Raw genomic sequence first — 11,970 nt, forward strand, 5'->3', positions numbered from 1 at the left:
TATCTCTGAGCAGGAAGGCGGTATCCCGCAAAGCCCTGAGGAATACCCCCCGAGCGCTTTCCCCCTTCACTTCCCGGCAACCGTTGCGGTGGACTCAAGGATCAGGGGGAAACTTGGTCTACTATATCCCTCTCAATGACTTTTGCCAAACCGCCTAAAGCTCAGTAAATTCAGCAAAGTTCAGGGTTTTGGGGGTTAGAGGCATGCTCCCGCCAAGCGCAACTGGGGGGATCCGTCTCGGCTGGCTGAACCTCGAACTCCAGCGGTCCCTCTTCAGTGTACAGGTGCAGATCGAACCAGAAGGTGGATCCCTGTTCTAGCTTGCTCTCCAGGCAGATGCGGGTTCGATGTTTCTCCAGGATGTTGCGCACGATGGCCAACCCCAGGCCGGTGCCCTCTAGGGTGTGGACCCGGTTCTCGACACGGAAAAAGCGGTCGAAAATCCGCTCCTGATCTTCTGGGGCAATGCCAATGCCTGTATCGGCCACCGCCACCCGCACTGCCTGCGGGGATCCATCCGCCTGAACCACCAGGTGGGCATGTACCGTCACCAGGCCCCCTGAGGGGGTGAACTTGAGGGCATTGCCCAGGAGATTGGTCATCACCTGCAGCAGCAGATCGTAGTTGCCCCACACCAAAGGCAGATCGGGATCAACGAATTTGCGCAACTGGATCCCTTTGTCGCGGGCCTGCAGGTGATGGGTGCGCAGCGTTTGCTCGATCACCGCCGAGATATCGACGCCCTCAAAGTGGTACTGCTTGCCCGATTCCAGACGAGACAAATCCAAAACATCGTTGACCAGGCGGGTGAGGCGGTCGGTTTCGCGGTTGGCAATTTCCAGATAATCCTGCCGCTCGGCGGGGGACATCTGCTCGCCGTACTCGTAGAGGGTCTCGATAAAAGACTTGATGCTGAAGAGGGGGGTGCGCAGCTCGTGGCTGATGTTGCTGATGAATTGGGCCTTGGCTTCGTTGAGCTCTGCCTCGCGGGTGATGTCCTGCACCGTCATCACGATCCCCTTGAGATTTTGCCGACGCGGATCCGACACCGGAGAAAGCAGGATGCGAATGACGCGCTTGGTAGGGCCGGTGAGGTTGACGCGAACTTCCTCTGCTTCTTGATCCCCGCGGGCAATTTGCATCAGGGGGCGGGCCAGTTGCTGCCGCAGATCCTCCGGCAACAGCTCCGGCAAGGGTTTGCCCAAAACGGGATCCCCTTCCCAGCCAAACATGCGGGAGGCGGCAGGGTTGAGCAGCAGCACCCGCAACTCGGCATCCAGCAAAATGGCAGCATCGACGATGGAGAAGACCAAGGTCTCCAACTTGGCTTTGGCGGCAGCCAGTTCCTCGATGTTCTGTTCTTCGTAGCTTTGCAGCCGCTCCGCCATCTCGTTAAAGCTGTCGATGAGCTGGGCCAGCTCTCCCCCGAAGGGCAGGTCGATGCGCTGCTTGAAGTTACCTTTGGTGATCTCCTGGACACCTTTGACCAGCTCTTTGATGGGATAGGTGATGGTGAGGGCATTGACCACCGCTCCCAGGATGGCCAAGACCCACACCGCCAAAAACACCCCGATCGAGACCTCCCGCGCCAATTGTGTGGAGCGCACCAGGGCAGGATTGGGATTGATCCCCAGGCCGAGGGTGCCCAAAAAGCGGCCCTGATGATAGATGCCGACAAAAATATCCGTCACCCGCCCGGCAGGGGTAAGGTGGGTGCGCACCAGCGGTTGGCCCTCAGCAGGGGGGCGATTGTCCGGCAGTTGCATGCGACGGGTGAGGCTGAGGGAGGTTTTCACCTCTTGGTTGGAAAACGGGATCCCGTAGTAGATGTTTCCTTCGGGATCGGCGTAGAGCAAATAGCGGATGCTGCTGGTGCTCTCAAAGTACTGGCGGGACAGTTGGGCGACTTCGCCAATGCGATCTTCCGCAATCAGGGGGGCGACATTGGCCGCCAAAAGCAACCCCAGATCCCGGCCAAAGCGGGCCTCGTTGAAGCGGGCATCCTGCTGCACAGTGCTGACGGCCCAGAAGGTAAAACTGCTCACCACCAATGAGACCACCAGCGTTGCCACAAAGAGCAACTGAGTTTCCAACCGCAGTTTTTGCTTCCATCGCGCCCACCAGCGCCGCAGGGATCCCATAGAGATCCCGGTCGTTGTTGGCACTGACATGTCCACAGCGCCAGGCAATGGCTCGGCAGGAGAAGAAGCCAGCTCAGGAGATTGGACTTCGGCAATGGGCTCGGCTGGCTCGACAGTGCTGACAGGAGGCATGAACCCAACGTGAACAGATAGCGTGAACGGATATAGGGCGGTGATTCGCCACCATTCTGACATGGGCAGGCGATCCCTTTGTCTCAGCCAAGGCCGGGTGAGAACCGGTATGGGATCCCGGCTTCGCAACGCAACCTGCTCCAGCCGACCTGCAGGGGAATGGTTGCCAATACCGATAAAGGTATCCCCAAGCAAAGCTTGTCAGCGCCCCTAAAGTTGATAGACTAGAAAACCGTGCTTCACCAGGTCAGAGGGACCGGAAAAATCGTGACCAACAGCCCTGTCAGCCAATTTATCGAGCATCACTTTCGCCACTTCAACGCCGCCGCGCTGGTGGATGCGGCCAAGGGCTACTGTGCTCACCTGGAAAAGGGCGGCAAAATGATGGTGACCCTGGCCGGCGCCATGAGCACAGCGGAGCTGGGCCTTTCCCTAGCGGAAATGATCCGGCAGAACAAAGTGCACGCCATCTCCTGCACCGGCGCCAACCTAGAAGAGGACATCTTCAACCTCATCGCCCACGACTTCTACGAGCGCGTGCCCCACTACCGCGATCTTAGCCCGCAGCAGGAGCAGGAGCTGCTGGAGCGGCACCTGAACCGGGTAACCGATACCTGCATTCCCGAAGAGGAGGCGATGCGGCGCTTGGAAAAAGCCCTTTTGGAAGAGTGGATCGGCGCCGATCAGGCGGGCGAGCGCTATTTTCCCCATGAGTTTCTCTACCGGATTCTGCGCAGTGGCCGGCTGGAGCCCTACTACCAGATCAATCCGCGGGACTCTTGGGTTTACGCGGCTATGGAGGCCAACTTGCCCATCTATGTGCCGGGATGGGAAGACTCCACCACCGGCAACATGTATGCCGCCCACTGCATCACGGGTGAGATCCGCAATGTGCATACCGTCCGCACAGGGATCGAGTACATGATCCACCTGGCGGACTGGTACACGCACACCTCGGCGGAGTGCTCCATCGGCTTCTTTCAAATTGGCGGCGGCATTGCTGGGGATTTCCCCATTTGTGTGGTGCCCATGCTCCATCAAGATCTGGGTCGCCAGGGCGTACCCCTGTGGGGCTATTTCTGCCAGATCAGCGACTCCACCACCAGCTACGGTTCCTACTCGGGGGCAGTGCCCAATGAGAAGATCACCTGGGGCAAATTGGGGATCGACACCCCCAAATTTGTCATCGAGTCGGATGCCACCATCGTGGCGCCTTTGATCTTCGCCTGGGTGGTGGGGTGGTAGAGAAGGGGAATCAATCTGTATGCCCGTCGGTTGAGGCGGAGCGGGGCCAGCGGGACAAAAGGATCGCAGCTTCCCAGCGGCGCAGATCCTGGGCGATGCGCAGGGGCGTGAGGCCGTAGCCGTCCGGCTCGTCGATCTCGGAGCCATGTTCCAGCAGCAGCCGAACGACCTCGGGGTTGCCGGACCAAGCGGCAAAATGCAGGGGAAGGCCACCGGCGCCAAAACGAGCATTCACCTCGGCCCCTCCCTGGAGCAGGGCTTTCGTAACCTCAGGGTTGCCCAGGCGAGCCGCTTGGTGCAGTGGGCTGGCTCCCCCATAGTCCGGTCGATTGGGATCCGCCCCCGCTGCCAGCAAAAGACGGGCGTTGAGGCCGCTCTCCACGAAAAACAGGGCTGTCTTGCCCCGCTCATCGACAGCGTTGGCGTCTTTCCCCAGCCAGAGAGCCAGTTGCAGCCGCAGCGGGTTGGCTTGGGCCAAGGCTTGTGGATCTTCTGGTAGGGAGTATCCATAGAATCCCAGACCCCCCACTAGCAGGGATCCCAGTCCGACAGCGATTTTTAGGACCTGACCTCGCATAGCCCTATTCCTCAAAGAAAAGGATGGCGAGCCCCTGCCTGGGCAGAGCCTGGGCCGAGAGCAGCAACGGGTTGCTGAGGGCAGGTTGCGGGGCAGCAGCGGGGAAGAGACGCAAAAACTCCTGCAGCGGCAGCAGCTCGCATTGGGATTCCTCAGCGGCGGCCGTGCGATACATGGTGGGGATGACCAGCTTGGGCTGCAGCGCTTCAATGGCCGCCTTGGCCCCAGCAGGATCGTAATTTTTCGGCCCACCCCCCACTGGCACCAGCAACAGGTCGGGACGAGCAAGCAGGATGGACTGCTCCCGCGTAATTGGCTGCAGCGCCCCTCCCAAATGGACAATGTCGATCCCAGCCATGCGCCAGCGCCAACCCACGTTTACGCCAAAGCGAGGGCCACGGGGCATGCGTACTCCTTGCACCCGGATCCCGTCAATCAGATAGTCTCCCGGCTGAAACAGCACCTTGGGGTTGCCGGGCACCACATCCAAAGCACCCTCATCCAACAAGCGGCTGCTGAGCAACACCAGATCGGCAGCAACTCGTGGGGCAGGATAGCCAGCCGTACAGCCCGCCGGCCGAAACGGGTTGACCAGAAACCGTCGGCCCTCCCCCTCGAACAAAACACAACTGTGGTGCAGCCAAGTCAGTTGCAGCCCCTGCGAGCTGGAGCCGGGAGTGAACTCTATAGACCCTGGGGTTGTTGGCGTTTCCGAACCTTGTGCCGGCGCTGTCTGAGCGCCCGCTTTGCGCCCTCTGGCCAGGTTCACGGCCATCGATCCCAGCAGCCCAGCGCTGGCTTGCAGAAGCTGGCGACGCTTCATGGAGTGGGGATCCCTGATGTAACAACGGCAACGGTTTCCTGAGGTTTCTGCGAAACATTGGGCTGAGCAGCAGTTGAGGCTTTGGCGCTGCGCAGGAAGTTGCTCAACAAGCGCTTGCCCTCTGCAGTCAAGATGCTCTCCGGGTGGAACTGCACGCCCTGAACGTGGGGATAGCGGCGGTGGCGTACCCCCATGATGATCCCATCGCCTGTTTGAGCCGTCACCTCCAGCTCGTCAGGACACGTAGAAGGCTCGATCACCAAGCTGTGGTAGCGGGTGGCCGTGAAAGGCTGGCTCAACCCCTCAAACACCCCCACCCCTCGATGGTAAATGAGCGAGGTTTTGCCATGCATCAGCTCAGGTGCGCGCACGATCTGACCACCATAGACCTGGCCAATGCACTGGTGCCCCAGACAAACCCCCAAAATCGGCAGCTCTGGCCCCAGCTCCCGAATCAACTCCAGGGAGATCCCGGCATCTTCCGGCCGCCCTGGCCCAGGAGAGATAACTACAGCTTGCGGCTGCATTCGGCGCAGGTCGTCAACGGAGAGCTGGTCATTGCGAAAAACCTGAAGCTGAGCTCCCAACTCCCCCAGGTACTGCACCAAGTTGTAGGTAAAGCTGTCGTAGTTGTCGATGACGACCAGCACGATAGCATCCGGCAACGGCACCCCATTTTAGCACTTGCTTGAGCTGCTGTTCTTGATCCAAAGAAGCAGAGTAACTGGCGCTTTTTGCAGGGGAGCAGTCGACGCCCCAAGAAAGCTTGTATCCTAGAAGGTACAACCCACAGGAAGCAGTGAATTGGGCGGGTTTCCAGGTTTCCCAATGTTGATTTGGATCCCATGAGTGCGCTTCTCTCCCCGGCAACCGATTTGCTGGACGAGTTGCGGCAGCTTTTCCCCTTCGAGCTGGACGACTTTCAGATCCGAGCCATTCAGGTTCTGGCTGCTGGGGAATCGGTGGTGGTCTGTGCTCCCACGGGATCCGGCAAGACCCTGATCGGAGAGTATGCCATCTATCGGGCCCTATCCCAGGGCAAGCGGGTTTTCTATACAACGCCCCTGAAGGCCCTCTCCAACCAAAAGTTCCGGGATTTTGGCCAGCAATTCGGCCCAGAACAGGTTGGCCTGCTCACCGGCGACATCTCCATCAACCGGGAGGCGCCGATCTTGGTGATGACCACCGAGATCTTCCGCAACATGCTCTATGGCACGCCGCTCTCTCTGGCCGTTCAGAGAGGAGCCTCCGGCGATGGGATGGAACCTTGGGAGGAGGCGGAGGCCCTGAGTCGGGATCCCTTGCGAGAGGTGCAGGCGGTGATCCTGGACGAATGCCATTACATGAACGACCAGCAGCGGGGCACCGTCTGGGAAGAAGCGATCATCTACTGCCCCCCCACGATCCAGCTCATTGCCCTTTCTGCCACCTTGGCCAACAGCGACCAGCTCACCGATTGGATGAACCAGGTGCATGGCCCCACCCATCTGATCGACTCCAACCACCGCCCGGTGCCGCTGCAATTTCACTTTGCCAATCGCAAAGGGCTGTTCCCCCTGCTGGAGCAAACCGAGTCGGGGCAGTGGGTTCGCAACCGCCGCTTGAAAAGCAAACGGCCCAACTCCCACGAGCCCTCCTGGGCAGGAGTGCCGGACATAGCGCAGGTGTTGGAAAACTTGCGCCAGCGGGACATGCTGCCGGCCATCTATTTCATCTTCAGTCGCAAAGGCTGTGATATGGCCGTGGCCAGCGTAAGGGATCTGGACTTGGTAGCCAGCGAGGAAGAACGGCAGCAGTTGGCCGAGCAGATCGACCGCTTTTGTCGAGAAACGCCCGAAGCTGTCCGCCGAGATCAGTTGGATGCCCTTTACCGGGGTATTGCCGCTCACCATGCCGGCATGTTGCCTGCCTGGAAGGGACTGGTGGAGCATCTGTTTCAGCAGGGGCTAGTGAAGCTGGTCTTCGCCACTGAGACTTTGGCCGCCGGGATCAACATGCCTGCGCGAACCACGGTGATCTCTTCCCTTTCCAAGCGCACCGACACGGGCCACCGCCTCTTGACCGCTTCTGAGTTCATGCAAATGTCGGGCCGAGCCGGACGGCGGGGCAAGGACATCATCGGCCATGTGGTGACGGTGCAATCCCCGTTTGAGGGGGCCCAAGAAGCTGCGCGGCTGGCCACCTCTGGAGCGGATCCCTTGGTGAGCCAGTTTACCCCCACCTATGGCATGGTGCTGAACCTGCTGCAAAAGCACTCTTTGGAAGCAGCACGGGATCTGATCAACCGCAGCTTCGGCCAGTATTTGCTCTCGTTGCAAAAGTTGCCCGAACAACAGGAGATCCTGCACACGCGCGCCGAGCTGGAGGAGATCGACCGTCTCTTGGGAGGCATTGCCGACGAAGATATCGCCCGCTATGAGAAGATGCAGGCGCAACGGCGGGAAGAACGACGCATTTTGCGCTACTTGCTCAAACAACGGGAAGCTGAGCCGGATCCCACCTTGCGGCTGTTGGCTTTTCCCCACATCCAAGCCCAAGAGGAAAAAATCCGTGCCCTAGAAGCTCAAATCCGAGAGAATCCCGCTCACCAAGTGGGGAAAAAATTGCTGGGTTTGCGAGAAAAACGACAGCGCTTGCTCAAGCGCCTCGAGCACCTGGAGCGGCAGAGCGATTCCGTGCAGGAGCTGCGCTGGCAGCAATTTATGGCCTTGGTGGGGGTGTTGCAGGATTTCAACTGTCTGCAAGAGTATCAACCTACCGATAGCGGAGAGGTGGTGGCCGCGCTGCGGGGGGATAACGAGCTCTGGCTGGCGCTGGCTCTGCTCTCGGGTGAGTGTCAGGGCTGTGCTCCCCATCATTTGGCCGGAGTTGTGGCTGCCTTGGTCTCAGAGGCTCCCCGTTCAGGTACCTACAGCCGGCTGCGCACCTCGGGGCTGGTGGAGGATGTGCTGCACGGATTGCGGGGTTTACGGCGGCAGCTGTTCCGCAGCCAACGGCAACACCAGGTGTTTCATGTGCCGATCGGGTTTGAGCCCAGCTTGGCCGGGATCGTCGAACATTGGGCTCAAGGGATCCCTTGGGAGACCCTGGAAGCCAGCACCAACCTAGATGCCGGAGACCTGGTGCGCCTGATCCGCCGCACGCTGGATTTGCTTTCTCAGATCCCTTATGTTCCCCATCTGCCGGCGGAGTTACGGGAAAATGCCCGTCAAGCCCAAAAAATGCTGGATCGCTTCCCGGTGAGCGAGTTGATCTAGCGAGCTCAGACCGTTTGCTGTTCAGTGAGGTTGCAGCTCTATGATGCCCGCCGGTGAACCCACCCTCAGGGATGTGTTGAGTGTTATTGAAGAGATCCGGCAAGATGTGGAAGAGATCCGACAGGATGTGGAAGGACTCCGGCAGGATGTCTCCAGAACCAACGAGCGGCTAGAAGCCCTGGCAGCCGATCAAGCAAAGCGCTGGGCCGAGCAGGAAAGACGTTGGGCTGAGCAGGAGAGACGTTGGGCCGAGCAGGGGATAGAAAACCGGGTGATCCTAGAACGAATTGACACCTATCAAAAGGCTAGTGCCCAAGTGGTTAACCTGGCTTTTGCCTTGATTGGAGCTGCCACCGTAGCTCTTGTCGGCATCGTCCTACGGTTGGCCGTTAGTCTATAGTCAGCTGGTTCGGCAAAAACTTCGGCAGGCAGGATGGCCTTGCTTCTCTATTCGGCAACTGGTACGGCTTGTCCTTGAGTTTGGCATTCCGAATGGCCATCTCTGACAGGGCCATGTCCCACCCCGTCTGTTATATCCCCTATTGTGTCCCACTTTAGCCTGGATTACAGTGGGTTTCCCCGGTCTATCGTGGACACTAAAAAGCCCAGAAGCCTTGCTGGGTAAGGGCTTTCTGGACTTCAGTGGACGTTATCGGATTACGGAGAGAGTGGGATTCGGTCGCGCCAGCGGGCCGGATGGCCTTACCCACGGTGAGTTGCTGATACATTCACGCTGAACTCTCCTGAACATGGTTCAGGAAAGAAGCGATCGCATCCTGCCTATCTCTGAGCAGGAAGGCGGTATCCCGCAAAGCCCTGAGGAATACCCCCCGAGCGCTTTCCCCCTTCACTTCCCGGCAACCGTTGCGGTGGACTCAAGGATCAGGGGGAAACTTGGTCTACTATATCCCTCTCAATGACTTTTGCCAAACCGCCTAAAGCTCAGTAAATTCAGCAAAGTTCAGGGTTTTGGGGGTTAGAGGCATGCTCTCACAAACAAGTTCCAGCGGAGAGAGTGGGATTCGAACCCACGGTGAGTTGCCCCACACAGCATTTCCAGTGCTGCGCCTTCGACCACTCGGCCATCTCTCCAGATTGAGAATAGGGGCGACTTTCCAGAGAGCTAAAAAGTCAGCTTTGTGATCCTAGCAAAGGATGGAAGCTATTAACGGGATCCTTTGGGATCCCCAGGCCGAAACATTTGCAGCAACACTTGCCGGCGAGAGCACCGCCAGTAATCAACATGGGATCCGATCAACCCCGTCTCATTGATCTGCATCTCTGTCCAGCCGGGGATGCACAGGCGGGGACGCCAAGGCAAAGCCAAAGAACCGCTTAGGATCCACTCGGTGCGGATCTGGCTGCCGGTTTGTCGAATATCCTGCAGCTCGAGACGGATATCCTGTAGCCAACGCCCTATCCCCTCGATCATGCGGCGATAGCGATCCAAGCCGCGAAACTCGTTGAGGGGATCCCGGAAGTAAACCTGCGGGTCGTAGATCGCATAGGTCTGATCCCGGGGAAAGCGAGCGTAATCTGCCCGCAAGATGGCCACCAGATCGGCGCTAGGCGGGGCTTGGGAAGGAAGGCTCATGTCTTGGCCACGACAGAAAGAGACACCGTTTCCCCAGGGGCGGGGCAACACAACTGGATGGATTGGGACGTGGCGGCATTCAAGGCTGCCAGCTTTTCTCGAAACTCCTGCAGGCTGCCCAAGGGGCGGATCTGGGCGGCAAACCAGCCGTGGTAGTCCACCTCTCCCATCGCCGTAGGGATCACCTGCTGGGGGCGTAGGGCTGCCACCACCTCCAGGGCCCGCTCTGGCCCCATGATCACCTCTCCCAAGAGGGGAAAGATCTGCCCCACCACCGGGATCAGCAGAGTATGAATGGGGCACAATTCCTGCTGCAATCGCAGCCGGATATCCGGTTGGGAAAGATGAGGCTCGTAGTAAAGCCGTGTCTGAGAGGGCACCTCTTCCAGCAGATAGCCCAGCTCACGGACAGGCCCTAGGGGCGCACCGGGAATGGCCGTGACGCGCAGATCCCCCCACTGAGCGGACTGCCAGGGATCCAGAGCTTGAACTGTTGCAAATCCCAGACTCTTCACTACTCTGGCTGCAGCCGGCGAGGCCAAAACGGGGATCCGCTTATCCAGGCGCTGCAACGTTGGTGGGTGGCAGTGATCCGGCTGGGCTTGGCTGAGGAGGATCCCGTCGATTTTGGGCAAGGTCTCCGGCGTAAAAGGGAGCGGCTGGCGGTGCTCCAGGCGGATGAACCAGGGGATCCCCAGAAACACCAGGGGATCCACCAGCCACGGATCCAATAGGAAGGTTTGCTCCCGGGTGTGGATGAGCCAACTGTTGAGGTCGATGCGGGTCAGTTGCATGAGTTTGAAGTGAGGTTATTGCCCGGTAATGGAGAGATCGGCAACCCAAATGCGGGGACACAGCCCACCGGGTGTGACTTGCGGCTCGGGCTCGACGTAGAAAATCGACTTCAACAGCTCCAGGAAGTCTCCGGCCACCGTGGCCGCTTCGATGCTGATGCGTTCTCCTTGGCGTACCCACCACCCCTGAAACGGCAGCGAGAAGGATCCCTGTAGGGGCTTAACGCCGGCATGAAGCGCTTGCAGCTCATCGATCCAAACTACATTTTCAGCCGTAGCCAAGTCATAGGTGCTCTCCGGCGGTGCCCCGGCAAACACATGGTAGTAGTGGGCAGCAACCGTGACCTTAGCACCGATATTGGCGTGGCCTGTGGGCTGGGCTCCTAGGCGCTTAGCCGTACCGGCGCTGTGCAAAAAGTGGGTCAAGACTCCATTGGTGATGAGGGGGACGCGGCGGGTGGGGGTGCCTTCGCCATCAAAGCTGATCGCTCCCACATTGGTCGGGTGTAGAGCATCGTCACACACCGACAGAAGAGGCGAGGCAATGGTCTTGCCCAGGGATTCTGGGGTGGACAGGCTTTGGTTGTCCAAAATGTTTTGGGCATTGAACACATTGGAGAAGGCGCTCAACAAACTCAAAAAGGCTTCTCCGGAAAAGACCACTGTGTATTTTCCAGAAGGGATCCGCTCGTACTCCAGATGGCTAATCAGTTTCTCAGCAGCTTCCTGCACACAACCCTGGATATCCAACTCATCCAGGCTGCGAGCCACTCGCATGGCTCCGGCGCTGCGGGGTTTGCGACCTTCTTGCTCTGCCTTGCTGTAGAGAAAAACCGAAGCGAGGGTATGCTCCTCTTGTCGTAGGGCTTGGTGGCTGTTGAGGTAGAAGCGGTTGATCTGCCGCTGCGCTAGGCCGTTGTAGGGCACCCCCTGAATGGCGGGATGGGATCCCAGGAGTGCCTTTTCGGCAGCCACCAACTGTTCCAACAAGTCGCCGGCCAAAGCCAACGGCCCTTTGTCGTTACAAGGCTGAGCAATAGGCAGAGTGGCTTCCGGGCTGAATTGAGGGGCATGTTCCCGCACGCCAAAATGGCTGGCTTCAAAGGCCGTTTGCAGGGCCAGTTCCAGCCCCGCCTCATCCACATCGGTGGTGGAGGTCACCCCCACCTGACCCTGGTCGTTCCAGGCCCGCACCGTCACGCTGCAGCGGTGGGAAGCCTTGACCTGGCGAGGTTCCCCATGATCTACCTGCACGCTGGTTTCATCCACTTGAGCCCCGTAGAGATCAAACTGAGGGATCCCCAGCCGCTGGGCACAGCTTTGTGCCTGTTCTGCCAACACCGCGACCTGCACCATTGCCACTCCCCAAGTTCCTATTGCCATCCAGCGCCTCTAGTAAACTACCCG

The 11,970-nt window shown here is 59.1% G+C and carries 10 protein-coding genes and 1 tRNA gene; 3 read left to right on the plus strand and 8 right to left on the minus strand.

Annotation, left to right across the window (positions count from 1 at the left end; genetic code table 11):
- Nucleotides 1-170: 170 nt before the first annotated feature.
- Nucleotides 171-2,273 carry a HAMP domain-containing sensor histidine kinase gene (locus ACVW0C_RS02225; protein ID WP_457384196.1) on the minus strand — a complete coding sequence of 701 codons (2,103 nt, stop codon included), beginning with the start codon at nt 2,271-2,273 and terminating at the stop codon, nt 171-173.
- 267 nt (nt 2,274-2,540) lie between these two features.
- Between ACVW0C_RS02225 and ACVW0C_RS02230 the strand changes: the two genes are divergently transcribed.
- The gene (locus ACVW0C_RS02230; protein WP_457384197.1) at nt 2,541-3,518 is read left to right on the plus strand and encodes a deoxyhypusine synthase family protein; all 978 of its coding nucleotides are present in this window, start codon (nt 2,541-2,543) and stop codon (nt 3,516-3,518) included.
- A gap of 10 nt (nt 3,519-3,528) precedes the next feature.
- Here ACVW0C_RS02230 and ACVW0C_RS02235 read toward each other — a convergent pair whose 3' ends face one another.
- The 3 genes from ACVW0C_RS02235 to ACVW0C_RS02245 are packed head-to-tail and all read right to left on the minus strand — an operon-like array spanning nt 3,529 to nt 5,568.
- Complete coding sequence (locus ACVW0C_RS02235) at nt 3,529-4,095, minus strand: ankyrin repeat domain-containing protein (RefSeq protein ID WP_414416676.1); 567 nt, start codon at nt 4,093-4,095, stop codon at nt 3,529-3,531.
- A 4-nt stretch (nt 4,096-4,099) separates the two neighbouring features.
- On the minus strand, nt 4,100-4,918 hold the full coding sequence (locus ACVW0C_RS02240; protein WP_414331279.1) for an MBL fold metallo-hydrolase: 819 nt from the start codon (nt 4,916-4,918) through the stop codon (nt 4,100-4,102).
- Entirely contained in the window at nt 4,915-5,568 is a 654-nt protein-coding gene (locus tag ACVW0C_RS02245; RefSeq protein ID WP_011433980.1) for an anthranilate synthase component II, read from the minus strand. Before ACVW0C_RS02245 ends, ACVW0C_RS02240 begins: the two co-directional genes overlap by 4 nt.
- Before the next feature lie 195 nt (nt 5,569-5,763).
- On the opposite strand from ACVW0C_RS02245, the gene ACVW0C_RS02250 reads away from it, so the two are divergent.
- Together ACVW0C_RS02250 and ACVW0C_RS02255 are read left to right on the plus strand one after the other, a co-directional pair.
- Nucleotides 5,764-8,175 (plus strand): DEAD/DEAH box helicase, encoded by a 2,412-nt coding sequence (locus tag ACVW0C_RS02250; RefSeq protein ID WP_457384198.1) that lies wholly within the window; start codon nt 5,764-5,766, stop codon nt 8,173-8,175.
- Between the two features lie 43 nt (nt 8,176-8,218).
- Nucleotides 8,219-8,575, plus strand: coding sequence for a hypothetical protein (locus ACVW0C_RS02255; protein ID WP_457384199.1), 357 nt, complete (start codon nt 8,219-8,221; stop codon nt 8,573-8,575).
- 607 nt (nt 8,576-9,182) lie between these two features.
- On the opposite strand, the gene ACVW0C_RS02260 is transcribed toward ACVW0C_RS02255, so the two are convergent.
- From ACVW0C_RS02260 to ACVW0C_RS02275, 4 genes are all read right to left on the minus strand, one after another.
- A tRNA-Ser gene (locus ACVW0C_RS02260) sits at nt 9,183-9,267 on the minus strand.
- A gap of 73 nt (nt 9,268-9,340) precedes the next feature.
- Nucleotides 9,341-9,769, minus strand: coding sequence for a DUF2358 domain-containing protein (locus tag ACVW0C_RS02265; RefSeq protein WP_457384200.1), 429 nt, complete (start codon nt 9,767-9,769; stop codon nt 9,341-9,343).
- Complete coding sequence (locus ACVW0C_RS02270) at nt 9,766-10,563, minus strand: MBL fold metallo-hydrolase (protein WP_414417397.1); 798 nt, start codon at nt 10,561-10,563, stop codon at nt 9,766-9,768. The genes ACVW0C_RS02265 and ACVW0C_RS02270 overlap by 4 nt, the downstream gene beginning before the upstream one ends.
- Before the next feature lie 15 nt (nt 10,564-10,578).
- Nucleotides 10,579-11,919 (minus strand): TldD/PmbA family protein, encoded by a 1,341-nt coding sequence (locus ACVW0C_RS02275; protein WP_457384201.1) that lies wholly within the window; start codon nt 11,917-11,919, stop codon nt 10,579-10,581.
- Between the last annotated feature and the right edge of the window lie 51 nt (nt 11,920-11,970).

This window comes from Thermostichus sp. OS-CIW-26, from assembly GCF_054058395.1.

Excerpts from the sequence above, each read along its gene's own strand:
- ACVW0C_RS02225 (WP_457384196.1), bottom strand. The coding sequence starts at position 2,273 with ATGCCTCCTGTCAGCACTGTCGAGCCAGCCGAGCCCATTGCCGAAGTC.
- ACVW0C_RS02235 (WP_414416676.1), bottom strand. The coding sequence starts at position 4,095 with ATGCGAGGTCAGGTCCTAAAAATCGCTGTCGGACTGGGATCCCTGCTA.
- ACVW0C_RS02240 (WP_414331279.1), bottom strand. The coding sequence starts at position 4,918 with ATGAAGCGTCGCCAGCTTCTGCAAGCCAGCGCTGGGCTGCTGGGATCG.
- ACVW0C_RS02250 (WP_457384198.1), top strand. The coding sequence starts at position 5,764 with ATGAGTGCGCTTCTCTCCCCGGCAACCGATTTGCTGGACGAGTTGCGG.
- ACVW0C_RS02255 (WP_457384199.1), top strand. The coding sequence starts at position 8,219 with ATGCCCGCCGGTGAACCCACCCTCAGGGATGTGTTGAGTGTTATTGAA.
- ACVW0C_RS02265 (WP_457384200.1), bottom strand. The coding sequence starts at position 9,769 with ATGAGCCTTCCTTCCCAAGCCCCGCCTAGCGCCGATCTGGTGGCCATC.
- ACVW0C_RS02270 (WP_414417397.1), bottom strand. The coding sequence starts at position 10,563 with ATGCAACTGACCCGCATCGACCTCAACAGTTGGCTCATCCACACCCGG.
- ACVW0C_RS02275 (WP_457384201.1), bottom strand. The coding sequence starts at position 11,919 with ATGGTGCAGGTCGCGGTGTTGGCAGAACAGGCACAAAGCTGTGCCCAG.